At 40.6% G+C, this 22843-nt stretch carries 24 protein-coding genes; 19 read left to right on the forward strand and 5 right to left on the reverse strand.

All coding sequences use genetic code 11. From position 1 onward, the window contains the following. Position 1 precedes the first annotated feature (1 nt). Genes thiO through ACYP5M_RS02480 form a run of 4 tightly spaced genes read left to right on the forward strand, consistent with a single transcriptional unit; the run spans position 2 to position 3130 of the window. Positions 2-1126 (forward strand): glycine oxidase ThiO, encoded by a 1125-nt coding sequence (gene thiO / locus ACYP5M_RS02465; protein ID WP_452445120.1) that lies wholly within the window; start codon positions 2-4, stop codon positions 1124-1126. A gap of 14 nt (positions 1127-1140) precedes the next feature. Further along, positions 1141-1344 carry a sulfur carrier protein ThiS gene (gene thiS, locus ACYP5M_RS02470; protein ID WP_101221892.1) on the forward strand — a complete coding sequence of 68 codons (204 nt, stop codon included), beginning with the start codon at positions 1141-1143 and terminating at the stop codon, positions 1342-1344. Positions 1345-1346: 2 nt separating this feature from the next. After that, complete coding sequence (locus tag ACYP5M_RS02475) at positions 1347-2114, forward strand: thiazole synthase (protein WP_402942478.1); 768 nt, start codon at positions 1347-1349, stop codon at positions 2112-2114. Then, a complete protein-coding gene (locus ACYP5M_RS02480; protein ID WP_434169454.1) occupies positions 2111-3130 on the forward strand; it encodes a thiazole biosynthesis adenylyltransferase ThiF in 1020 nt (339 codons plus the stop codon). Before ACYP5M_RS02475 ends, ACYP5M_RS02480 begins: the two co-directional genes overlap by 4 nt. Positions 3131-3315: 185 nt before the next feature. Here ACYP5M_RS02480 and ACYP5M_RS02485 read toward each other — a convergent pair whose 3' ends face one another. After that, positions 3316-3459 carry a small acid-soluble spore protein P gene (locus ACYP5M_RS02485; RefSeq protein WP_063576391.1) on the reverse strand — a complete coding sequence of 48 codons (144 nt, stop codon included), beginning with the start codon at positions 3457-3459 and terminating at the stop codon, positions 3316-3318. Between the two features lie 115 nt (positions 3460-3574). On the opposite strand from ACYP5M_RS02485, the gene ACYP5M_RS02490 reads away from it, so the two are divergent. Continuing rightward, complete coding sequence (locus ACYP5M_RS02490) at positions 3575-3838, forward strand: hypothetical protein (RefSeq protein WP_137018480.1); 264 nt, start codon at positions 3575-3577, stop codon at positions 3836-3838. 136 nt (positions 3839-3974) lie between these two features. On the opposite strand, the gene sspO is transcribed toward ACYP5M_RS02490, so the two are convergent. Further along, positions 3975-4127 (reverse strand): small acid-soluble spore protein O, encoded by a 153-nt coding sequence (gene sspO / locus ACYP5M_RS02495; protein ID WP_034312428.1) that lies wholly within the window; start codon positions 4125-4127, stop codon positions 3975-3977. 385 nt (positions 4128-4512) lie between these two features. On the opposite strand from sspO, the gene acnA reads away from it, so the two are divergent. From acnA to ACYP5M_RS02530, 7 genes are all read left to right on the forward strand, one after another. Next, positions 4513-7224 carry an aconitate hydratase AcnA gene (gene acnA, locus ACYP5M_RS02500; RefSeq protein WP_101221896.1) on the forward strand — a complete coding sequence of 904 codons (2712 nt, stop codon included), beginning with the start codon at positions 4513-4515 and terminating at the stop codon, positions 7222-7224. A 206-nt stretch (positions 7225-7430) separates the two neighbouring features. After that, on the forward strand, positions 7431-7964 hold the full coding sequence (locus tag ACYP5M_RS02505; RefSeq protein ID WP_101221897.1) for a TlpA disulfide reductase family protein: 534 nt from the start codon (positions 7431-7433) through the stop codon (positions 7962-7964). A gap of 757 nt (positions 7965-8721) precedes the next feature. Continuing rightward, positions 8722-8850: an FbpB family small basic protein gene (locus ACYP5M_RS02510; RefSeq protein ID WP_072272906.1), complete on the forward strand. Its 129-nt coding sequence runs from the start codon at positions 8722-8724 to the stop codon at positions 8848-8850. A 142-nt stretch (positions 8851-8992) separates the two neighbouring features. Further along, positions 8993-9136, forward strand: a complete 144-nt coding sequence (locus tag ACYP5M_RS02515; protein ID WP_057275900.1) for an acid-soluble spore protein N — start codon at positions 8993-8995, stop codon at positions 9134-9136. A 62-nt stretch (positions 9137-9198) separates the two neighbouring features. Then, positions 9199-9444: a small acid-soluble spore protein Tlp gene (gene tlp, locus ACYP5M_RS02520; RefSeq protein WP_063593348.1), complete on the forward strand. Its 246-nt coding sequence runs from the start codon at positions 9199-9201 to the stop codon at positions 9442-9444. Between the two features lie 159 nt (positions 9445-9603). After that, positions 9604-10035 carry an acyl-CoA thioesterase gene (locus tag ACYP5M_RS02525; protein WP_034312417.1) on the forward strand — a complete coding sequence of 144 codons (432 nt, stop codon included), beginning with the start codon at positions 9604-9606 and terminating at the stop codon, positions 10033-10035. 25 nt (positions 10036-10060) lie between these two features. Further along, on the forward strand, positions 10061-10354 hold the full coding sequence (locus tag ACYP5M_RS02530; RefSeq protein ID WP_101221898.1) for a hypothetical protein: 294 nt from the start codon (positions 10061-10063) through the stop codon (positions 10352-10354). A gap of 36 nt (positions 10355-10390) precedes the next feature. Here ACYP5M_RS02530 and ACYP5M_RS02535 read toward each other — a convergent pair whose 3' ends face one another. Then, positions 10391-10687, reverse strand: coding sequence for a HesB/YadR/YfhF family protein (locus ACYP5M_RS02535; RefSeq protein WP_101221899.1), 297 nt, complete (start codon positions 10685-10687; stop codon positions 10391-10393). A 91-nt stretch (positions 10688-10778) separates the two neighbouring features. Between ACYP5M_RS02535 and ACYP5M_RS02540 the strand changes: the two genes are divergently transcribed. After that, on the forward strand, positions 10779-11264 hold the full coding sequence (locus ACYP5M_RS02540; RefSeq protein WP_427572636.1) for an NUDIX hydrolase: 486 nt from the start codon (positions 10779-10781) through the stop codon (positions 11262-11264). A 357-nt stretch (positions 11265-11621) separates the two neighbouring features. On the opposite strand, the gene ACYP5M_RS02545 is transcribed toward ACYP5M_RS02540, so the two are convergent. Beyond that, the gene (locus ACYP5M_RS02545; RefSeq protein WP_065310839.1) at positions 11622-11771 is read right to left on the reverse strand and encodes a YycC family protein; all 150 of its coding nucleotides are present in this window, start codon (positions 11769-11771) and stop codon (positions 11622-11624) included. Between the two features lie 326 nt (positions 11772-12097). Between ACYP5M_RS02545 and ACYP5M_RS02550 the strand changes: the two genes are divergently transcribed. Next, positions 12098-13396: a protoglobin domain-containing protein gene (locus ACYP5M_RS02550; protein WP_459734595.1), complete on the forward strand. Its 1299-nt coding sequence runs from the start codon at positions 12098-12100 to the stop codon at positions 13394-13396. Between the two features lie 44 nt (positions 13397-13440). Here the strand turns inward: ACYP5M_RS02550 and plsY are convergent, their stop codons facing one another. Then, complete coding sequence (gene plsY / locus ACYP5M_RS02555) at positions 13441-14028, reverse strand: glycerol-3-phosphate 1-O-acyltransferase PlsY (protein WP_230176392.1); 588 nt, start codon at positions 14026-14028, stop codon at positions 13441-13443. Between the two features lie 493 nt (positions 14029-14521). Between plsY and ACYP5M_RS02560 the strand changes: the two genes are divergently transcribed. The 5 genes from ACYP5M_RS02560 (at position 14522) to ACYP5M_RS02580 (ending at position 22823) form a co-directional block, all read left to right on the forward strand. After that, positions 14522-14932, forward strand: coding sequence for a CoA-binding protein (locus ACYP5M_RS02560; protein WP_230176391.1), 411 nt, complete (start codon positions 14522-14524; stop codon positions 14930-14932). 364 nt (positions 14933-15296) lie between these two features. Beyond that, on the forward strand, positions 15297-17282 hold the full coding sequence (gene parE / locus ACYP5M_RS02565; RefSeq protein ID WP_101221904.1) for a DNA topoisomerase IV subunit B: 1986 nt from the start codon (positions 15297-15299) through the stop codon (positions 17280-17282). Then, the gene (gene parC / locus ACYP5M_RS02570; protein ID WP_459734596.1) at positions 17272-19716 is read left to right on the forward strand and encodes a DNA topoisomerase IV subunit A; all 2445 of its coding nucleotides are present in this window, start codon (positions 17272-17274) and stop codon (positions 19714-19716) included. Before parE ends, parC begins: the two co-directional genes overlap by 11 nt. 314 nt (positions 19717-20030) lie before the next feature. Then, positions 20031-21632 (forward strand): long-chain-fatty-acid--CoA ligase, encoded by a 1602-nt coding sequence (locus tag ACYP5M_RS02575; protein WP_459734597.1) that lies wholly within the window; start codon positions 20031-20033, stop codon positions 21630-21632. 39 nt (positions 21633-21671) lie between these two features. After that, positions 21672-22823: an acyl-CoA dehydrogenase family protein gene (locus ACYP5M_RS02580; RefSeq protein WP_459734598.1), complete on the forward strand. Its 1152-nt coding sequence runs from the start codon at positions 21672-21674 to the stop codon at positions 22821-22823. The last annotated feature ends 20 nt before the right edge of the window (positions 22824-22843 follow it).

The raw sequence follows: 22843 nt of genomic DNA on the forward strand, positions 1-22843 counted from the left end.
GATGAATTCCATATATGATGCAATCATTGTTGGGGGAGGAGTAATAGGTGGATCCATTGCTTTTCAATTAGCCAAACGAGGTAAAAAGGTCCTTTTATTGGAAAAAGATAGACTTGCCAGCAAAGCATCCAGTGCTGCAGCCGGGATGTTAGGGGCACAAGCCGAGTTAGATGCTGATAACCCGCTTTTTACATTGGCAAGCCGAAGCAGGGGGATGTTTCCTGCACTGGCGGAAGAATTAAAAGACATAAGTGGAATAGACATCGAATTAGTGAACAAGGGCATGTTCAAGGTGGCGCTAACGAATGATCAGGTAGCCGAGTTGAAGAACATGATTAGAGCCCAGCAAGATGCGGGACTTGAGGCTGAATGGCTATCGACTGCCGAAATAAGGAAAACGGAACCTCTTCTTTCGGATGAGATTAAAGGAGCCATGTTCATTCCTAAGGATGGACAAGTTTCAGCCACTAGGCTGTCGCTCGCTTTTACTGAATCTGCCGCTGCCCTTGGTGTAGATATAAAGGAATTTGTTCATGTCTCCGACTTAGTTACTGAAAACGGATGTGTAACTGGAGTGGTGACGAACATAGGCGCATTTTCAAGTGAAAATGTCATCGTGGCAGGTGGGGCTTGGAGTGCTTTCCTCCTTGAAAAATCAGGGATGAAACTAGACAGTTATCCTGTAAAGGGAGAGTGCTTTTCCGTCCTGACCGATCGTCCATTGCTTGAAAAAACGGTCTTCTCGCATGGCTGCTATCTTGTGCCCAAAGTAGGCGGAAGAATCATTGTCGGGGCAACGGTTAAGGCGGGCACTTTCGATCAAAAGGTAAGTCTTGACGGGATTTCTACTTTAATAGAAAGAGCAACGCAATTGCTTCCGGCGATTAAAGGAACCGAATTGGAAAAGACCTGGGCAGGTATACGCCCACAAACTGGGGACGGCTTGCCGTACTTTGGTGAACATCCGGCATGCAAAGGACTTTTCATTGCAACGGGGCACTACAGGAATGGCATCCTGCTTTCTCCAATTACAGGTGTACTTATAGCGGATATTTTAGAAAGGAAGACAAATCCCGAATGGTCCGCTTTTCGATTGGATCGTTCGATACAGACCCTTTTTTCTTAATGGAGGTGGATGAATTGGAATTGGTCATTAACGGCGAAAAAATACGGATTCCTGCCGATGAATCAACAGTTACAGGGCTTTTGCAACACTTTAATTTACATCAAAAAGTAGTGATTGTTGAATTGAATGATGAAATATTAGCAAAAGAAAGTTTAAGTGAAACACTTTTGTCAAATGGAGACAAGGTAGAGATTGTACATTTTGTAGGAGGCGGATGATTATGTTAAAGATTGGTTCGTATGAATTTTCTTCAAGATTACTATTAGGTACTGGAAAATATCCAAATTTCGATGTTCAAAAGCAATCAGTGGAGGTTTCGGGGACGGAAATATTAACATTTGCGGTCCGGAGAATGAACATTTTTGAAGCCAGCCAGCCCAATTTTTTAGAAAAGCTTGATTTGAAAAAGTACACACTCCTTCCCAATACAGCAGGAGCTAAAACAGCCAAGGAAGCAGTGCGCATAGCCCATCTAGCAAAGGCATCTGGCTTATGTGACATGATTAAGGTAGAAGTCATTGGCTGTCAAAAAACTTTGCTGCCTGATCCGATTGAAACATTGAAAGCTGCTGAAGAATTAGTGAAACTCGGATTCACCGTATTACCTTATACTTCGGATGATGTGTTGCTCGCTAAACGCCTGGAAGAAGTGGGGTGCCATGCAATCATGCCTGGAGCTTCACCAATTGGCTCTGGTCAGGGCATTATAAACCCATTGAACTTACGCTTCATCATGGAACAATCTGAGGTTCCGGTAATTGTTGATGCAGGGATTGGAACTCCCTCCGATGCGGTTATCGCCATGGAATTAGGGGCGGATGGCGTATTGCTTAACACTGCTGTTTCGGGAGCAAAAGACCCCGTCAAAATGTCGAAAGCAATGAAACTTGCCATTGAGGCAGGTCGATTGGGGTATGAAGCAGGAAGAATCGAAAAAAATGATTATGCGATAGCAAGCAGTCCAGTTGAAGGATTGAGCATTGGATGAGTGAACGTTATTCACGTCAAGAACTTTTTGGCCCTATTGGAGCAGAAGGGCAATTGAAAATTCGCAAAAAGCACGTTTTGGTGATTGGAGCGGGTGCTCTCGGTACGGGAACTGCGGAAGGTCTTGTACGAGCCGGAATTGGGAAACTCACCATTGTGGACAGAGATTATGTAGAGTGGAGCAACCTTCAAAGACAACAGCTTTATTGTGAAGAAGATGCACAAAAAAGAATACCGAAAGCAGTGGCAGCGAAGAATCGTTTGCAAGCGCTAAATTCGGACGTTATCGTAAATTCATTTGTGGCGGATGTTTCGGTTGATGAATTGGCGAAGCTGGTTGAAGGTGTGGATTTGATATTGGATGCCACTGATAATTTCGACACCAGGATGCTTATTAACGATACTGCACAAAAATATAAAATCCCCTGGATTTATGGTGCCTGTGTAGGGAGTTATGGGATAAGTTACACGGTGATTCCGGAGACGACCCCATGTTTGAATTGTTTGCTGGAAACGGTCCCGATTGGAGGACTGACTTGTGATACGGCGGGAATCATCAGCCCTGCCGTTCAAACGGTCGTGGCCCATCAAATGGCGGAAGCTTTAAAAATCCTTGTCGAAGATCACGAATCGCTGAGAAACAAAATCGTTTCATTTGATCTTTGGAAAAATGAACATTCATCCATAAATGTAGCGAAATTAAAAAAGGATACTTGTTTGTCATGTGGGTCAAATCGATCGTATCCCCACCTCTCTTATTCAAATCGAACAAAGACTGCCGTTTTATGCGGAAGGGATTCGGTCCAAATCCGTCCGGCAATGAAGGTTGAAAGAGACTTAGCGGAACTTGAAAATAATCTTATCGCACAAGGTGGTAAGATCGACAGGAATCCTTATTTACTTTCATTTACCATTGAAACCCATCGGTTGGTCGTTTTTAAAGACGGACGGGCGTTGATTCATGGAACAAAAGATATTGCAGAGGCAAAAACGTTATATCATCGTTATTTTGGCTGAAATGGATTGGCACGGACTTAAAATTCACGTTTAAACCGTGAAAGAGTGCCCAAAAAAGACGCCCTTATAATAGGAAGGTATCGAACATTTTCCATGTGATTTATTTGCTGCACAAATATAAAACGAAAGCGGTGTCTGCCTTTTGGGGCGGCACCGCTTCGTTATGGAACGATTATTTAAGCAGCTTACATATCATGACTGCTATTATGCTTCTGACGGGAGTGCTGCCTGTTTTTCACCTTATGAGAACCGCTTAACGGTGCTGGTTGACCTGGGTTATTTCCTTTAGGAGCATTTTTTCGCATATCTTTACCATCGTTTTTGTTCATGTTCGATCCCTCCTATCTCTTAAGATAATCAGTCCGTGAAATTTTATTCACATACATATATTTGCAAACCTCGTACATGCTATTGATGGACACTATATTTAAGGAGCTGAACCAAATGCAGGATAAACAAGATAAGCGAAGGGCTTTCCAGGAAGCCCAGCAAAGTTATCAGCAAGTATTTGATGTATACTCATCCATTGAGAAGAACGCACCGAATTACGGAACGGAATTGAAACATGTGAAGCAGGAAGTGAACGAGGCCTATCAGCAAATACAATCAGCTTTAGTCACCGCTTCCGAACATCAGAAAGAACAATTGAGGAAATTCGAACAGGATATTCAGTCAATCGTCAATGAGGTGAATTCTGAGGACTATTGAGTGACAGGTTCTATCGTCTTTTGTGCGTTTTACTTTTGCGTTTCCTGATTTTAGAATGGAATAGGCTTTTTGAAAAATGCAGTACAACTGCCATTTCAAAAAGCCTATCCTGTTTAAAGCCTAAAAATGAGGGAAATCATTGGTTTTTCTTTCTTTTTTTATTGTTTTGCCTTTGCATTTCCGATAATGGCGGTTCATTTCCCAATTCATCATTGTATCCAGCCCCATTACCTTGCGCTTTTGCAGCATTCATACCCGGTATAACATGATTTGCCTTTTGTTTTGTCATTTCGACACCTCCACCCATAGAATGCGATAATGTCGAATGATTATGTATGAAGTACTAATATGTTTTGTTGGAATAATTTATCAGTCCATAAATAAGGGTATTTTCAATAAAACTCATATCAGCATCGCTTCCTAAATGCACTTTAATATGTGGGGGATTTTTTTCTATAAGAGAAACTTATCAAAAACAATAACTTTCTTGTTATTTACTTATACTCATTTCTATATTAGTATTAAGTTGAAGGAAGAGTTAGGGTGGGAGAAGAGAGAGAAAATTCGACAAACTAACTTTTTTACTTATATTTATAGTAAACATGGTTTCAGTGAACCAGGTTTTACTTTTATGTGCAGAATACGTTCTGACAGTTTAATAGGGGGTAATATTCATGACGAAAAATGACGTATACCAAGCGCGTAAGTCCTTTGAAATTGAAGGGAAACGCTACAACTACTACAGCCTAGACGCTATTGAAAAAGCAGGGGACGGCCAAGTATCTCGCCTTCCATATTCCATTAAAGTGTTACTTGAAGCGGTACTTCGCCAAGTAGACGGAAGAGTAATCACAAAAGAACATGTTGCGAACCTTGCTAAATGGGGAACAAGCGAGCAACAAGATATAGATGTTCCTTTCAAACCATCTCGTGTTATCCTACAAGATTTCACTGGTGTTCCAGTTGTTGTTGATTTAGCTTCTCTACGTAATGCATTCGCTGCACTTGGTGGAGATCCTGACAAAATCAACCCGGAAATTCCAGTTGACCTTGTAATTGACCACTCTGTACAAGTTGATAAAGCAGGTACAATCGATTCCCTTGATGCCAATATGGATCTTGAATTCGAACGTAATGCAGAGCGTTACCAGTTCCTAAGCTGGGCTCAAAAATCATTCAATAACTACCGCGCGGTTCCACCAGCAACTGGTATCGTTCACCAAGTTAACCTTGAGTACCTTGCGAACGTAGTGCATGCAGTTGAAACTCCAAACGGCGATTTTGAAGTATTCCCTGACTCTGTATTCGGTACAGATTCTCATACTACAATGATCAACGGTATTGGTGTTCTTGGTTGGGGCGTCGGCGGTATCGAAGCAGAAGCAGGCATGCTTGGACAGCCTTCATACTTCCCGGTACCTAAAGTAGTCGGTGTAAAACTGACTGGTCAACTTCCTAAAGGAACAACAGCTACTGACCTTGCATTGAAAGTGACTCAAGTTCTTCGTGCACACGGCGTAGTTGGTAAGTTTGTTGAGTTCTACGGTCCTGGAGTAGGATACCTTCCACTTGCTGACCGTGCAACAATCGCTAACATGGCTCCTGAATATGGTGCTACAGTTGGTTTCTTCCCTGTCGATGCAGAAGCGATCGATTACATGCGTTTAACAGGCCGTGATGAAAAACAAATTAAAGTGGTTGAATCTTACTGCAAAGAAAATGGATTGTTCTACTCTCCTGAAAACGAAGATCCAGCATACAATGATGTTGTGGAAATCGACCTTTCAGCAATTGAACCAAACCTTTCAGGCCCTAAACGCCCGCAAGATTTGATTCCACTTTCTCAAATGAAACAATCTTTCCATGATGCTATCAATGCACCTATGGGTAACCAAGGTTTCGGCATGGACAATTCTGAATTGGATAAAGAAGTAACTGTTAAATTTGCCGATGGTAAAGAAACGGTAATGAAAACAGGTGCGATCGCAATTGCTGCAATCACAAGCTGTACAAATACTTCTAACCCATACGTAATGCTTGGGGCAGGTCTTATTGCTAAAAAAGCAGTTGAAAAAGGCTTGACTGTTCCGGATTATGTAAAAACATCATTGGCACCAGGTTCTAAAGTTGTTACTGGTTACCTTCGTGATGCAGGTCTTCAACCATACCTTGATCAATTAGGATTCAACGTAGTTGGTTACGGCTGTACTACATGTATCGGTAACTCAGGTCCATTGGCTGATGAAATCGAAGCAGCTGTTGCTGAAGCAGATCTATTAGTAACTTCAGTACTTTCTGGTAACCGTAACTTTGAAGGTCGTATTCACCCACTTGTAAAAGCAAACTATCTTGCTTCACCTACTTTGGTTGTAGCATATGCTCTTGCTGGAACTGTGGACTTCGATCTTAACAATGATTCTCTTGGTAAAGACAAAGATGGTAACGATGTATATCTTGCTGATATCTGGCCATCACAAGAAGAAGTTAACGCTGCTGTTAAAGCAACAGTTACACCGGAATTATTCCGTAAAGAATACGAAACAGTATTCAACGATAACAAACGTTGGAATGAAATCCAAACAAGCAACGAAGCGATTTACGCTTTCGATTCTAAATCAACATACATTCAAAATCCTCCATTCTTTGAAGGATTATCACCAGAACCAGGTTCCGTTAACCCGCTTTCCGGCTTGCGCGTAGTAGGTAAATTCGGTGACTCAGTAACAACTGACCACATTTCACCTGCAGGTGCAATCGGTAAAGATACACCAGCTGGTATTTACCTTCGTGAAAACGGAGTGAAACCACGTGACTTTAACTCTTACGGTTCTCGTCGTGGTAATCATGAAGCAATGATGCGCGGAACATTCGCTAACATTCGTATCCGTAACCAAGTTGCTCCAGGTACAGAAGGTGGTTTCACTACTTACTGGCCAACTGGCGACGTAATGGCTATCTATGATGCTTGTATGAAATACAAAGCTGATGGAACAGGTCTTGCTGTAATTGCTGGTAAAGACTATGGTATGGGAAGCTCTCGTGACTGGGCTGCAAAAGGTACTAACCTTCTTGGCATCAAAACAGTTATCGCTGAAAGCTTCGAACGTATTCACCGTTCTAACCTTGCATTAATGGGTGTTCTTCCTCTTCAATTCAAAGAAGGCGAAAACGCTGAAACACTAGGATTGACTGGTAAAGAAGCGATTGCAGTTAAAATCGACGAAACAGTTAAACCACGTGATATCGTAACAGTTACAGCTACTGATGAAGCTGGAAACGTAAAAGAATTTGATGTACTTGTTCGTTTCGATTCCGAAATCGAAATCGACTACTACCGTCACGGTGGTATCCTTCAAATGGTATTACGTAATAAATTAAAAGGCTAATTTCAGCTTTTAGGAAGCGGTAAACCTACTTATCAGGTTTACCGCTTTTTTTGTGTCAAGTTTATGAAACAATGTGATATCATGTTATGATTTAAAGGAATTGCACTTTTCCGGAGGTCCTTTTATTGTTAAGATGGAATAGGGAAGTTGTTCTATTTCTGGAAATGGACTAATATTTTTATTGTAATGGGACTAGGGGGACGAGTATGCTTAAAAAAATTATTGCTTCGGTGGCCTTACTATCACTTATTACTGTAGCGATTGTGCAGGCGATGGATAATGACTCAAAGGAAAATAACGAAAAAGATGCTTTGGGCGGATTGAAAATTGGAGCTAAAGCACCGAATTTCTCCCTGAAAACTTTGGATGGGAAACAAGTTGAATTATCGGATTATAAGGGCAAAAAGGTAATGTTGAATTTTTGGGCAACGTGGTGTCCGCCTTGCAAGAAGGAAATGCCGGATATGGAGAAATATACACAGCAAGCGGGTGATGATGTCGTCGTACTTGCCGTTAATATTGACCCTGAAAATGATGTACAAGCATTTGTAGAGGATAATGGAATTACTTTTACCATACCGCTGGACAGTCAAAGTGCCAAAAATCCAGTGAATGAGCGCTACAAGATTCTTAGCATACCGACAACGTACTTCATCGACAAACAAGGCATCATCAGGAATAAGGTAATTTCAGCCATGCAATTAAAAGATATGGAACGAAATATAAATAGTATGCAGTAGGGGAACTTTATGAAGTTCCAATAGTATTGAAGGAATTAGCGAAACTCGGTGCCCAAACCCGGCTAGATGCATGGGGCTAGGAGACTTGGCGGCAGTCGGAGGGAAAATTACAAACTGAAACGGAACCTATAAAGGTTCCGTTTCAGTTTGTAGACAAGAGGGGGGCGGAATTAAAAAATTCCGAACCCTTTTGTCAATGGCAGCCTCCATTTTACGTGGCACCAGTTGGTATAAAGTAATCATTTCCAGTTCGATCTCGCTGAATAGAATCATGTTTAGAAAGTATCCTCATCACCTTAAGTTTTATTAATTCTATTTTAAGGCAGTGAAGACTTTAGGCAAAAGGGTTCTATCTAAAAGTTAAAACAAAGTTGATTGGAACGGAAGGTACGAGACTCCTGCGGGAAAAGCGAGTCCCTGGAGAGGAAATCAACGTACATTGTACAAATCAAAAAAACTGTAGACAACCTCGATTTTCATCGAGGTTAGTCTACATTCTGACGGAACCCTTATGAAGTTCCGTTTTATTATTTGTTAACAAAGTTGTCAAACTTTAATAAAAAAATCAAAAAATTTAAAAAATTATGGTTAATGTTCATGAAAAAAGGGTTAAAGTATAGAGAGCGGATAAATGGAATTTTAATCAGGTTAAAAATCTGATAATTATGACAATTAAAGGGATGTAAACCATATAGTCATAATTTTACGTTAATTTGGCAATACTGAAAATTATATTAAAAATAAGTAGGTGAAAAGTATGAAAAAAAGAAAAAGGACATTTGAAGAATTAATTAAAGAAAATAAAAGGGAATTATTGATGGACGTTAAGCAAATGGAAAGACTTGAGGAACGTCTTGAAAAAAAACATATGCAAAAGGCTGAATAGGTTTATGCTTAAAAAGAGCCAGTGCCATGAAGGTCCCTTCAAGGTGCTAGCTCTTTTTTCATGGCTTTTTCAAAAACTGGCATTCATGAATTTCCTCTTTTTTATCCATGATAAGAGAAGGATAAGAGAAGGAGGCGATAAAATGGGTAATCCAAAAAAAGATTCCAAACACTTTAGACCGAGCCATCTAGGGACACAACCAATAGCAGCAGGTGGGAATAACGGTAAGAAAATGCAGGACAAATCCGGGAAACATCCTCAGGTCATTCAAACTAAAGGCGAGTAATCAAGGCTTAATAAAGTAATCGTAATAATATTATGTAAATAAAAAAACATGAGGTGAAATTAATGGGCACAAATAAGAACAATCCGGATAATCGTTTGGATAATGTTGAAAAAATTCAAGATGCAATAGAAAATACGGAAGAGAACATAATCGCTGCAAATGAAACGTTATCATTCTCTTCAGGGGAAGAAAAACAGGCAATTCAGGCTAAAAATGAACGAAGAAGAAAGAGCATTGATGGAATGAAGGAAGAAATGCAAGATGAGCAGGAAGCTCGGGAAAGCGGTTATAGTAACGATAATATGTAAATAACTAGGTAAAGGGGAGAAAGAGGCAAGAAATCTTTCTCCTCTTTTATTTAGGTTCATTGAAGGGAAAGCAGTCCAGAATAAGGCAGCTTAAATGAAATTTGCACAATTGTTATGGTAAAATGTTTATTGCAATAGATATGAAAGTGGGGAAACAAAATGTTCATAGCTGAAAACGAAATTGAAGTGCGGTATGCAGAGACAGATCAAATGGGTGTCGTTTACCATGCGAATTATTTAATATGGATGGAACTAGGCAGGACAAAATTGATAAATGATTTAGGGTTTTATTATGCTGATATGGAAGCGGATGGCATCCTCTCACCTGTTATGGATATTCAGGCTTCGTATAAAACCCCTGTTAGATATGGTGATAAGGTAAAAATTAAAACCTGGATTGAAAAATATGACGGCTTGCGGGTCGTTTATGGGTATGAGATCGTTAATGGGAAAAATGAAGTGGCGGCTACAGGTCATTCTTCCCACGTTTGCGTTAAAAAGGAGAGCTTCCGCCCGATATCCATTAAACGCATGTATCCTGAATGGCATGAGGCCTATGAGAAAAATAAAAAGCAGGATGAATTGGTTTAATTATAATTATTGAGGTGATCAAAAGATGGCTTTTGGGATTAAACGGGTAGACGTAGTAGCCTGGAAGCAGAAAATCGATCAAGGCCAAATTGCTTTTTTAACTCATTATTGGCTGGATGACCGATTTCCCGGTTGCAAGACGGTTACAAAAGTGGGATGCAAAGATTTACGGCGTTTATCGGAGTGGGGTAAGCAATACGGGCTTAAAAAAGAGTGGATTCATCACAGGAAGGATGGCTATTCACATTTCGATCTTTTAGGGGAAAAGCAAGCGGAAATTCTTAGAGCGGAAGATATTAAAGAGCGTCTGCTCGATTGAACAAGAAAAAACAGCGGTTACACCGCTGCTTTATTGTCAAGCACTCTTTTCATAGTGAAATTCTGGTTCAGTCAGTTTTTCATTAAAAGTAATAAGTAAATCGTGACCATCAAAGTACCATAAATCCTTTTCTTCTACATAAAAATTAATCTCATTCATAGTTGTTGCGGCTGCTGCAGTTTCAGGTTCTTCCTGCATGATACCTAATGAAAAGCCGCTTTGGACGGTACTATGCCCGCCATATCTTACATAAAAGCGTAAATGAGAGCCTTCTTGAAGCCCCAGCTCATCAATATACCACTTAGCTGCTTGATCGGAAATGGTCAGTTTCATACTCATTCTCCTTCCTAGAGGTTCGTTATTTAAGTATAAAGTAATTATGAAGTAGATGCGAATAATGTGCGTTCAAGAAAGGATATAACCCATGGATATTATCTATAATATTTGTTTCATAACTCGAAAAAAATTCAACGAAGTCGAAGTGTTGATGCTATTTCGCCAAAAGAATCCCAATAAGCATAAATGGAATGGCATAGGCGGGAAGATAGAACAAGGTGAAACCATCGATGAATCGATGGAACGCGAAATTCTTGAAGAAACTGGATTGAAAGTAAGGGGGATGGCCTTTCGAGGAATCGTGACATGGAATCAAACGGGTGGAATGTATGTTTACAGAGCTGAAGATGCAGGGGGCGGGCTATCTGCCTGTGATGAAGGGGAACTTGCCTGGAAGCCATATCAATGGGTTATGGAGGCAATTGATGTTGTGTCCAACATAAAGTATTACCTAAAAGATATATTACAGGATGAACCACCACAAGAATTCGTCTGTACCTATGAAAATGAACAATTAATATCAGTCAAGAAAAAGCCTTTGCCTGATTGGGCAAAAGAATTGACTTTCAATTAAAAACCGCCTATGTGCGGTTTTTTTGCTTTTTTTGATTCCTAAGCTAAATATCACACAGAGTAGCAGAAGAATATTAGTGATTTTGGTATTTTTTAGCAAGGTTCTGAAATTATTTATTGTGATGATTTACGGAAAACGAGATTTTAAAAGGGAGTACGAGGTGTTATTGTCATTATTGGCTCAAAAGGATATTTATGGGTATGAGATCATCCAGCACAGTCGGTTAGTGGGGATTATTTACAATATAAAGAAGGCATGTTATATGCCGATTTATAGGCAAGGGTATTTAATTAGTTACTGGCAGGATTCCATAGATGACAGAAAAGGAAATACAAAAATAGCTGCAGATTCCTGCAGCTATTTTGTATTTCCTTTTTCTTTTGCTTCAGCCTCGGCAAGCTTTCTCAGCAAAACGGGTGTAGGCATATGCATGATTTGCTCTAAAGGCAAGTTTAGTGACTTGGATAACTTTAATGCGGTTTCCGGTGATATTTGCAATGGCTTCATGGCAATTTCTCCTATCGTATATAATAGCTAGTTCCAGTGTAGCCTCTGTTCTTCAATTATTCAATCCTTACTTGACCATTTATCCATTAAACGAAAACCATACTATTGATTTGATGGGAAGTAAATGTAAAAGCATATTAGGGCTTTTTACCTTGACAAAAGACTTGAAATGAGGCCAAAATAAAATGCATATAGTCTAAATGGATTATTATTTTTATGTGAATCTGGTTCACTTTAAATGGTATGGGTATAAAGGCCTGTGTAGTATTGGGTAGAATATCTTGGATCCGTTTTATCGTGAATTACAAAATCAGGGGGAGTGGGATATGGGGATCTTCATAAAAGCGAAGCCGGAAAAAGCAATCTGGTTTCAAAAAGCAAAAGAGACAGAGGGCATATTGGATGTAAGCAGTGAACAGGTGAAAATGCAGGTGACTATCATCGATTTAACGGAATTCGATTTAAAGCTGATACATGCCTTTAGAGAGGCAATCGAGCCCCAGGTAGAGGGAGTTGTTGATGCCTTTTATCAAACGATTCTGCAGGTTCCTGAATTGAAAGGGATAATCACTGAACACAGCACGGTGGGAAAATTGAGGAAAAAGTTAATTACCCATATGCTATTTTTATTCAATGGTGTGATTGACGATGATTTTGTTAAATTGCGGACAAAGGTGGCGAAGACTCATTATCGTATTGGCTTACAGCCCCGGTGGTATTCATCCGGTTTTCAAAATGTACAGAATCACTTGCAAAGAATTGTCTTTGAACAAACCAAGAATGAAGATGAGCAGCGGGCATTAATATCAGCGATAGGAAAGATACTAAATCTCGAACAGCAATTAGTCCTTGAGGCATATGAAGTTGAACATTTAAAAGCTAGGGAAAATCAATATAAAGAAATAAAAGAGGAAGTAAAAAGGAAAATCTCGTTAGTTAGTGAAGAAGTCTTGTATTTAAGTGAAGAAACGGATGCTTCCGTTAAGCAATTGATAGAAAACGGGCAATTTGTCAAAATGCAGATCGCAACGCGCGCTGAACAATCACTTCGTTCAAAAACAATGGCTGAAGAGGGGCAGAAGCGCATGCAGATCTTAACGGAAAAGATACAAAACCTTGTTAATTTCATGAAAAATGTTGATGAAAAGATCATTTTATTAAACCAATCTTTCTTAAGCATCACCGAGTTTGTTAAGCTTGTACAGGGAATGGCCGACCAGACAAATTTACTATCATTGAACTCAGCCATCGAGGCAGCACGGGCAGGTGAACATGGTAATGGATTTGCGGTTGTTTCGAATGAGGTCAGGAAACTTGCTGAACAGACTAAGAAGTCGATAGCTGAAATAGATGCAATCGTGCAAACATCAAATGAATATATGAAGGATGTTGTTGATTCTGTCCTAAGGGTCAAGGAGGTAGTTCAAGCAGGCGAGAAAGAATCTGAATTGACAGAAAATTCCTTCAATGAAATAATCGGAGTCATCAACGGGAATATAGCGGATTCTGCAGAAATGGAAATGACTATTAAGGAATTAGTGTCAATCATCCAGGAAATAGGAAACGCTACTGAAAAAGTTTCGAGGCATGCCGATATCCTGAATAACACGGCAAATGAATTGTAGAATGGAAAATAGGCCCATGCATACGGGCCTATTTTTACATGTTCTTATAACCATTTTACTTTAGGTTCAGTTTTATCGATAATCCGCTTGATGTTTGCGCGATGCCGGTAAAAAATGAAGATCGTTATTATACTGATTACAATAATGAGCGCCAAATCATCAATATGAAAAACTAAACTGTAGATGAGAGCAAGTAGACAAGCAATCATGGATGAAAGCGAGACATATTTGGATATGTATAAGGATATAAAGAAAATGATGACGGCAAAGACAAAAAACCATGGTTCATAAGCAAGAATGACACCAGCAGAAGTTGCCACCGCTTTTCCGCCCCGAAAGTTTGCGAAAATGGGAAACATATGACCGACTACCGCAATAACTCCGGCTAGCAATAAATGCATGTCCACGCCTAGCATATACGGAAGAAAAGTTGCCAGGGTACCCTTAAGTATATCCATGATAGTAACGGTAAGCCCTGCCTTGACACCAAGTGTCCTGAAGGTATTTGTCCCGCCTAGATTCTTACTGCCATGCTCCCGGATGTCGATTTTGTAGAAAGCTTTACCGATTATTAAACCGGAAGGAATCGAACCGATCAGGTAGGCAGCCAGTATAGTGATAAATGTAAGCATTCTATTACCCTTTCTTTTAAGAAAAATCTTCTTTTTTTTATCACGTTCAGGGGCGATTGTTCCCTTTTTCAAAAATAAACGTGTAGAAATAGCCAAAAACAGCTTTAAAACACCTGTTAAGCTTCTCTTATTGTAACATTTTCGTGACAAAATGGTACGGCTGTCCAAAAAAAAATCCACTAAAAAAATGATTTTCCTTGATGAACTTACATCTTTTGATATACGTTAAGTTCATGAAGGGTGAAAGGTTTAGGGTTCCTTATTTTCGTAAATATAAAATGAAGGATGCCTCCTTGTATAAATTGTTACAATCCGTGGTAGTCTGTATGAACATAAAGAAAGTTAAGTGAGACATGCCTTTTCGAAACTTATTCTTTCTTGTATAATGGTTTTTCTTAATAATGGTAATAAACAGCTTCCTCTGTAAAATACCTTTTTTAAGGAATACTCTTTATTCAAATAATACATTTTATTATAAAGGGGATAGAAAAGAATGATAGAAAATCCGAGCAGAGAAGAAATGGGAAAGATGTTGAAAAAATCGAAGCGCATAGCTGTCGTTGGTTTATCTAATAACCCTGACCGTACTTCTTATATGGTATCGAAGGCCATGCAGGATAGCGGTTATGAAATCATCCCGGTAAACCCTGCTGTATCTGAAGTGCTGGGTGTCAAGGCGGTTAAAGCCCTGAAAGATATTGAAGGGCACGTCGATATCGTCAATGTTTTCCGCCGTTCAGAGTTCCTGCCGGAGATAGCCAAGGAATTTGCAGAAATCGATGCTGATATCTTTTGGGCCCAGCAGGGTGTGGAAAATGAAGAAGCCTATAATTTCTTGAAAGAAAAAGGATATACTGTCATCATGAATCGATGTATAAAAGTCGAACACGCCCTTACTAAGTAAAATGAAGAGCGGATCTTCCGCTCTTTTTGTTAAGGTGTGGCTGTATTTCGACCGAAAGAAGTCAAAAGGCAGGGTAAATTTAAGCCATGGACGCTTAATTTGATTAAAAATAGTAAAAGTATATTTGCCAAATGAAAATTTACCGCTACAATTAGAAAGGTAGCTATGATACGTTTTGTTCCACATAAATGTGCTAACGCTAATAAAAAGGACAAAAAAATAGAACACTTGTTCTTTGTTCGTAAAAGTATTATACTTTTTATATGATATTAACGTATTAATGGATTTGTTTAGCTAGTGAGTCATTTCATTGCAGTATGATTTGGCCCGGAAATTGTGTTTTAGTAAGGAAAGGGGAATTTCTGTGGCAAAGAAAGTAAAAACAATCGAGTACAATGATGATGCAATTCAGGTACTGGAAGGACTCGAAGCGGTCAGAAAACGTCCCGGTATGTATATCGGCAGTACTGATGCACGCGGACTTCATCATTTAGTGTACGAGATTGTAGATAACTCCGTAGATGAGGCTTTAGCTGGATATGGAGACCAAATTAGTGTGAAAATACATAAAGATAACAGTGTAAGTGTGTCTGATAAAGGGCGGGGAATGCCTATTGGCATGCATAAATTAGGTAAACCGACGCCTGAAGTCATTTTGACGATTCTTCATGCTGGAGGTAAATTTGGACAAGGCGGATATAAAACGAGTGGAGGGCTTCATGGAGTCGGTGCTTCGGTCGTTAACGCGTTGTCTGAATGGCTTGTCGTGACAATCAAAAGGGACGGGTTCATTTACGAACAACGGTTTTTCAATGGCGGAAAGCCAGAAACCACTCTGGAGAAAATCGGTAAAACCAATCAAGCCGGTACCAAGATCCACTTCAAGCCCGATCCAAAAATATTCTCGGTGACTACTTTTAATTATGAAATCCTATGTGAGCGTCTTCGCGAATCAGCCTTTCTTTTAAAAGGCATGAAGATAGAATTGACGGATGAGCGTAACGACCATAATGAAGTTTTTTACTATGAAAATGGCATTGAAGCGTTTGTCGATTATTTAAATGAAGAAAAAGAGACCCTTCATAGTGTAGTCAGCTTAGAAGGGGAACAAAATGGGATAGAAGTCGAACTAGCCTTTCAATTCAACGATGGCTATTCAGAGAATATTTTAAGCTTTGTAAATAATGTTCGTACAAAAGATGGAGGCACCCATGAGATTGGCGCAAAAACGGCCATGACACGGGCATTTAATGATTATGCCAGAAAGATGGGGCTATTGAAGGAAAAAGATAAAAACCTCGAAGGTACCGATATACGTGAAGGCTTGTCTTCAATCATTTCAGTACGTATCCCTGAAGAACTTCTTCAATTCGAAGGACAAACCAAGAGCAAGCTTGGAACAAGTGAAGCCCGTTCTGCAGTCGATTCCATCGTATCAGAGCACTTAGCCTACTTTTTTGAAGAAGATCCGACCACGAGTACCCTATTGGTAAAAAAAGCGATTAAAGCGTTCCAAGCAAGGGAAGCGGCACGCAAGGCTCGCGAAGACGCAAGAAGCGGGAAGAAAAGGAAAAAATCCGATGCCATCCTTTCTGGGAAATTAACACCAGCTCAATCGAAAAATCCCGAACGGAATGAACTGTATCTTGTAGAAGGGGACTCTGCTGGGGGATCCGCTAAACAAGGACGCGATCGCCGATTCCAAGCAGTGCTGCCATTGCGGGGTAAAGTTATTAATACGGAAAAGGCAAAACTGGCGGATATTTTTAAAAACGAGGAAATAAATACGATCATCCATGCAATCGGCGGAGGTGTCGGTGCGGAATTCAATACGCCTGACACTAACTATGATAAAGTGATCATCATGACTGATGCCGATACCGATGGAGCCCATATCCAAGTGCTGCTGCTGACATTCTTTTATCGCTATATGAAGCCGTTAATAGAGGCTGGAAAGGTTTACATTGCCTTGCCCCCTTTATATAAAGTGAGTAAAGGGACCGGGAAGAAAGAAGTCATTGAATATGCTTGGAGCGACGAGGAACTTCAGGGAGCGATAGACAAGGTGGGGAAAGGCTATATGATTCAGCGATATAAAGGGCTGGGTGAGATGAATGCCGATCAATTATGGGATACCACCATGAACCCGGAAACAAGGACATTGATACGTGTGAAGATCGATGATGGTGCCCGTGCGGAAAGACGTGTGACAACGTTGATGGGAGATAAGGTTGAACCGCGTCGTAAGTGGATTGAAGCCAATGTCGCTTTTGGTCTCGAAGAGGAATCGAATATTTTAGATAATGAAAATATGTCGATTGAAGAGGAGGTCATTAACGATGGTATTTGAAGAAACGTTTCGAGATTTGCCGCTAGAAGAGGTAATTGGTGACCGCTTCGGGCGTTATAGTAAATATATCATCCAAGATCGGGCACTTCCAGATGCAAGGGACGGTTTAAAACCGGTGCAGCGCAGGATATTGTATGCGATGCATGTTGAAGGAAATACTCAGGAAAAAGGATTCAGGAAATCCGCAAAAACGGTCGGTAATGTAATTGGTAACTATCATCCTCACGGAGATTCATCCGTTTATGAGGCAATGGTTCGGATGAGCCAAGACTGGAAGCTGCGGAAGGTAATGGTCCAAATGCACGGAAACAACGGTAGTATTGATGGCGATCCGCCTGCTGCGATGCGGTATACGGAAGCAAGGCTTTCATCGATTGCCTCCGAGATGCTGCGGGATATTGAAAAAAGGACGGTCGATTTTGTACCGAACTTTGATGATACTTCAGAGGAGCCCATTGTATTGCCAGCAATGTTCCCTAACCTGCTTGTAAATGGCTCTACAGGAATTTCAGCAGGCTATGCCACTGAAATCCCGCCACATCAACTAGGTGAAGTCATTGATGCGGCCATTATGCGAATCGATAAGCCGGAAGCGACTGTCGCTGACTTAATGACGGTCATTAAAGGGCCGGATTTTCCTACTGGCGGTATCATTCAAGGCATTGAAGGCATTCGTAAGGCCTATGAGACAGGTAAAGGGAAAATAATCATTCGCGGGTTGGCGGAAGTGGAAACGATTCGGGGGGGCAAACAGCAAATCGTCATCACTGAAATCCCATATGAAGTCAATAAAGCAAACCTTGTTAAGAAAATGGATGAATTCCGTCTGGACCGGAAAGTGGAAGGTATCGCCGAAGTTAGGGATGAGACCGACCGTACGGGACTGCGGATTGTTATCGAACTGAAAAAAGAAGCAGATGCAAATGGAGTCCTGCATTATTTATACAAAAATTCCGATCTTCAAATTGCATACAATTTCAATATGGTCGCGATTTATAAAAAACGGCCAACATTGATGAGCCTGCCAAAAATGCTAGATGCATATATCGGACACCGTAAAGAGGTAATCGTGAACCGTTCACGTTATGAGTTGCAAAAGGCACATGACCGGGCACATATCGTCGATGGTTTAGTGAAGGCTTTGTCCATATTAGATGAGGTCATCGCTGTCATCCGGGCATCTAAAGACAAACGGAATGCCAAAGATAACCTCATTGCTAAATTCGATTTTACAGAAGCGCAAGCTGAAGCCATTGTCTCCTTGCAGCTATACAGGCTGACAAATACGGATATTACAGCACTTGAAGCAGAGGCGGCGGAATTGAAAGACAAAATTGAGGAATTGACAAAGATTCTTGGCAGTGAAAAAGTTCTTCTTCAAGTAATTAAAAAAGAACTTCGATTCATTAAAAAGGGCTTTGATGACGGACGTCGTTCCAAAATCGAAAAAGAAATTGAAGAAATCAAAATCAATCTTGAAGTATTGATTGCGAGTGAGGACGTGATGGTGACCGTGACGAAAGAAGGCTATGTAAAACGGACTTCGTTACGATCCTATGCAGCATCAGGCGGTCTTGATTTTGGCATGAAGGATTCCGATCGCCTGCTCCAGAGGCTGGAGATGAATACAACTGATGTCCTGTTGCTGTTCACATCCAAAGGGAACTACCTCTATTGTCCAGTTCATCAGCTTCCTGATATTCGTTGGAAGGAAACCGGTCAGCATATCGCGAACATCATACCAATCGACAGGGAAGAACAAATCATAAAAGCGATTCCAATCAAAGAGTTTGCCGTGCCGGAATTCCTATTGTTCATCACGAAAAATGGTATGGTGAAAAAGACAGAATTAGCTTCCTATAAAGCCCAGCGTCATTCAAAACCGCTGGTTGGTGTCAATTTAAAAGGTGACGATGAACTTGTCGATGTCCATCATACCGATGGACAGGCTGACCTTTTCCTGGTCACCCATAATGGCTATGGTTTATGGTTTGATGAAGAGGAAGTAAGTGTTGTCGGTGTTCGGGCAGCAGGAGTCAAAGGGATTAATTTGAAAGAAGATGATTATGTCATTGGCGGAAAGGTTTTGGCCAAGGATAGTAAAGAATCGATCTTTATCGTTACACAGCGCGGGGCCATAAAGAAAATGAAATTAACCGAGTTTGAAAAAACGAGCCGGGCAAAACGCGGTGTCGTGGTCTTGAGGGAATTGAAATCGAATCCTCATAGGGTCATTGGATTTGATATCATTAACAAAACGGACAGCCTATTCATTCTTTCTGAAAAGGGAAACATTGAAACGATTCATGCCGCTTCATTAAAAAATCATGATCGATATACGAATGGATCATTTGTTTTTGATGAAACGGTTAGTGGAAAAGCGAAAGAATTATGGAAAATATCATTGGAAGATGACTCCGCCATAGAGCAGTGAATCATTTTTTAAAACGGGATGCTGATCTTGATCAGCATCCCGTTTTATTTTCAAATAATATCCTTCTCCACATGCCCCGTACTACAAGTTGATACCTTTTACGAAAGCATCTCTAAATTCAAAAATGACTTATTGAGTCAATTTTAAATCCTAGCATTATGAACCTAATATTATTAAGGGCGCAGCAAATAATTCAATTTTGAATTTTACCATTGAATGAATCAGCGTAACATAACGATTTATTTTTGGCACACTCCTTGCATATTGTTTAGTATGACTTCTTTATTTTTTTGAATGAAGAAAGGGGAGGGCCAATGGATAGACCTTGGAAAAAACATATCCCGCAAGGAAACCCAAGCGAGATTGATATTCCTGACATGTCTTTGACGGAACTATTTTATCAAGCAGTCGAACAATATTCGGATAAAACAGCGGTTACGTTCAGGGAGCAGAGGTATACATATTCAGAGTTGGGGACGTTAGTGAAAAGATGTGCCCGCTTGCTTGCTGCTGAAGGGATTGGAAAGGGAGATCGAGTGGCTCTTATGCTTCCTAATTGTCCACAATATCCAATTGGTTTTTTTGGAACTCTTTTGAATGGAGCCATTGTTGTCCAAATCAATCCAATGTATAAGGCGAACGAATTAATACATGTCCTGAAAGACTCAGGTGCAAGGCACATCATTGTGCTAGATGATTTAAAACCAATAGTTGAAGCCGTTATAGCTGCAACCGATGTTGAAAAGGTGTTAAGCGTGTCGCTGGAAAAGGGCAAATGTGAAATGACAAAAAAACTGCTAACAGTAACAGAAGCGGATTTCAGTGTGGAGATTGATCCTGCTAGAGATGTCGCCGTCCTCCAATATACAGGAGGAACGACAGGGCGTTCTAAAGGGGCGATGCTAACACATCGTAATATAGTAGCCAATACGCTGCAGAGTGCAGCCACTTCAAGAATCAATACTCAAAAGGGTAAGGAAAGGGTACTTGGCGTTTCCCCATTATTTCATGTTTACGGCATGACTTCAGGGATGAACCTGACATTTTATAATGGCGGGGAATTAATTCTTGTATCCAAGTTTGAGGTGACGGAGATCGTCGATATTATCAATGATCTTAAACCGACTATTTTTCCAGGGGTACCGACGATGTACATTGCTTTATTACAATATTACCAGTCCCATCCATTTGATTTGCATACATTGAAATCTTGCGTTTCGGGTTCGTCACCATTGCCATTGAATGTATTGTCAAGGTTTAACGAACTGAGCGGGACAAAGATTGCAGAAGGCTATGGCCTGTCCGAGGCGTCACCAGTCACGCACCGGAATCCAGTTAGCGGTCTGCAAAAACCCGGAAGTATCGGGATTCCGATACAAAATACGGATGCCGCCATAATTGACAGTATTACAGGAGAGCCTGCCCTCTTGGTTGATACACCAGGTGAATTGGTCATAAAGGGTCCACAGGTAATGAAAGGTTATTGGGGCATGCCTGAAGAAACGCGGCAGACGATTCAAAACGGATGGCTGCATACCGGTGATATTGCCAAGATGGATGAAGATGGCTTCTTTTACATTGTGGGACGGAAGAAAGAAATGATCATAGCTGGCGGGTTCAATATATATCCAATAGAAATTGAAGATGTCTTATACAGCCATCCTAAGGTTCTGGAAGCTGCCGTCTTTGGCGCTCCCGATCAATATCGCGGTGAAACGGTACATGCAGCGGTAGTTCTAAAACCAAGTGAAAGAATAACTGAAAACGAATTGAAGGATTATTGCCGAAAGCAGCTCGCTGCCTTTAAAGTCCCAAAAGCAATCACATTTGAAAGTGAACTTCCTAAGACGGCAGTAGGTAAAATCTTAAAACGCAAACTTCAGGAAAAACATATCGCTTATTCGGATAATATATGAAAGCGCTAACAACCAATTCGAAGATAAAGGGGAATGCAAATGGACTTTCGCTTAGATGAAGACATCCTGTTATTAAAAGAAAATATACGCCAGTTTATCGAAGAGCAAATCGATCCATTTTCCATGCAGATAGAGGATGAAGATCATATCCCGGAATCCATTATAAATTTATCGAAGGAAATCGGGCTATTCGGGCTTAGTATCCCGGAAAGGTATGGCGGGCTCGGAATCGGGATGGTGGGAAAATGCGCTTTATATGAGGAAATCGGCAAAACACATAATGGATATACCACTCTGATTGGGGCCCATACCGGCATAGGGACGGTAGGGATAGTCGAAATGGGCAATGAAATGCAAAAGGAAAAGTATCTACCAGATATGGCAAGCGGTAATAGAATTGGTGCTTTTGCTTTAACTGAGCCTGCAGCGGGGTCACATGCTACGAACCTCAAAATGACGGCAGTCAAAAATGGCGATAAATATATACTTAACGGGACTAAGCATTATATAACGAATGCTGATGTAGCAGATATTTTTACGGTTATGGCCGTAACGGACAAAGATAAAGGGGCAAAAGGAATCACCTCATTCATAGTAGAAAAGGATTTTCCGGGTTTTAGAGTTGGTAGCCTGGAAAGGAAGATGGGTCTTCGAGGCTCAAATTCTGCCGAATTGGTTTTTGAAGATTGCGAGGTTCCTGCCGAAAATGTACTGGGGGACGTTGGACAAGGGTATGTAAATGCATTGAAGATCCTTGCAAATGGCCGGGCAGGCCTTGCTGCCCGTAATTTAGGGTCCTGTCAGTACTTGCTCGATCTATCTACTAAATATGCCACAGAACGTGAACAATTTAATGTGCCGATCATAGATCATCAAGCTGTATCCCATATGATTGCCGAGATGGCAATGGAAATAGAAGCACTTCGCTCATTCACATACCGGGTTGCATGGATGGTCGATCAGAAAGAAAAAATCATTAAAGAAGCGGCAATGCTAAAGTTGTATGGTTCGGAAGTATATAATCGTGTCGCTGATAAGGCCGTTCAAATTCATGGCGGTATGGGATACATGAAGGATTATCCAGTTGAACGTTTTTATCGGGATGCCCGAATCACTAGAATATATGAAGGCACGTCCGAAATCCAAAAAAATATCATTACCGGACAATTGAAGAGAAAATATCAAAACTAGTCTAATTGGAAAGCGGAGGG

Source organism: Peribacillus sp. N1 (assembly GCF_054600815.1).

Coding starts and splice junctions, on each gene's coding strand:
- thiO (WP_452445120.1), top strand. CDS start 2: ATGAATTCCATATATGATGCAATCATTGTTGGGGGAGGAGTAATAGGT.
- ACYP5M_RS02475 (WP_402942478.1), top strand. CDS start 1,347: ATGTTAAAGATTGGTTCGTATGAATTTTCTTCAAGATTACTATTAGGT.
- ACYP5M_RS02480 (WP_434169454.1), top strand. CDS start 2,111: ATGAGTGAACGTTATTCACGTCAAGAACTTTTTGGCCCTATTGGAGCA.
- ACYP5M_RS02485 (WP_063576391.1), bottom strand. CDS start 3,459: ATGAACAAAAACGATGGTAAAGATATGCGAAAAAATGCTCCTAAAGGA.
- ACYP5M_RS02490 (WP_137018480.1), top strand. CDS start 3,575: ATGCAGGATAAACAAGATAAGCGAAGGGCTTTCCAGGAAGCCCAGCAA.
- sspO (WP_034312428.1), bottom strand. CDS start 4,127: ATGACAAAACAAAAGGCAAATCATGTTATACCGGGTATGAATGCTGCA.
- acnA (WP_101221896.1), top strand. CDS start 4,513: ATGACGAAAAATGACGTATACCAAGCGCGTAAGTCCTTTGAAATTGAA.
- ACYP5M_RS02505 (WP_101221897.1), top strand. CDS start 7,431: ATGCTTAAAAAAATTATTGCTTCGGTGGCCTTACTATCACTTATTACT.
- ACYP5M_RS02510 (WP_072272906.1), top strand. CDS start 8,722: ATGAAAAAAAGAAAAAGGACATTTGAAGAATTAATTAAAGAAAATAAA.
- ACYP5M_RS02515 (WP_057275900.1), top strand. CDS start 8,993: ATGGGTAATCCAAAAAAAGATTCCAAACACTTTAGACCGAGCCATCTA.
- tlp (WP_063593348.1), top strand. CDS start 9,199: ATGGGCACAAATAAGAACAATCCGGATAATCGTTTGGATAATGTTGAA.
- ACYP5M_RS02525 (WP_034312417.1), top strand. CDS start 9,604: ATGTTCATAGCTGAAAACGAAATTGAAGTGCGGTATGCAGAGACAGAT.
- ACYP5M_RS02530 (WP_101221898.1), top strand. CDS start 10,061: ATGGCTTTTGGGATTAAACGGGTAGACGTAGTAGCCTGGAAGCAGAAA.
- ACYP5M_RS02535 (WP_101221899.1), bottom strand. CDS start 10,687: ATGAAACTGACCATTTCCGATCAAGCAGCTAAGTGGTATATTGATGAG.
- ACYP5M_RS02540 (WP_427572636.1), top strand. CDS start 10,779: ATGGATATTATCTATAATATTTGTTTCATAACTCGAAAAAAATTCAAC.
- ACYP5M_RS02545 (WP_065310839.1), bottom strand. CDS start 11,771: ATGAAGCCATTGCAAATATCACCGGAAACCGCATTAAAGTTATCCAAG.
- ACYP5M_RS02550 (WP_459734595.1), top strand. CDS start 12,098: ATGGGGATCTTCATAAAAGCGAAGCCGGAAAAAGCAATCTGGTTTCAA.
- plsY (WP_230176392.1), bottom strand. CDS start 14,028: ATGCTTACATTTATCACTATACTGGCTGCCTACCTGATCGGTTCGATT.
- ACYP5M_RS02560 (WP_230176391.1), top strand. CDS start 14,522: ATGATAGAAAATCCGAGCAGAGAAGAAATGGGAAAGATGTTGAAAAAA.
- parC (WP_459734596.1), top strand. CDS start 17,272: ATGGTATTTGAAGAAACGTTTCGAGATTTGCCGCTAGAAGAGGTAATT.
- ACYP5M_RS02575 (WP_459734597.1), top strand. CDS start 20,031: ATGGATAGACCTTGGAAAAAACATATCCCGCAAGGAAACCCAAGCGAG.
- ACYP5M_RS02580 (WP_459734598.1), top strand. CDS start 21,672: ATGGACTTTCGCTTAGATGAAGACATCCTGTTATTAAAAGAAAATATA.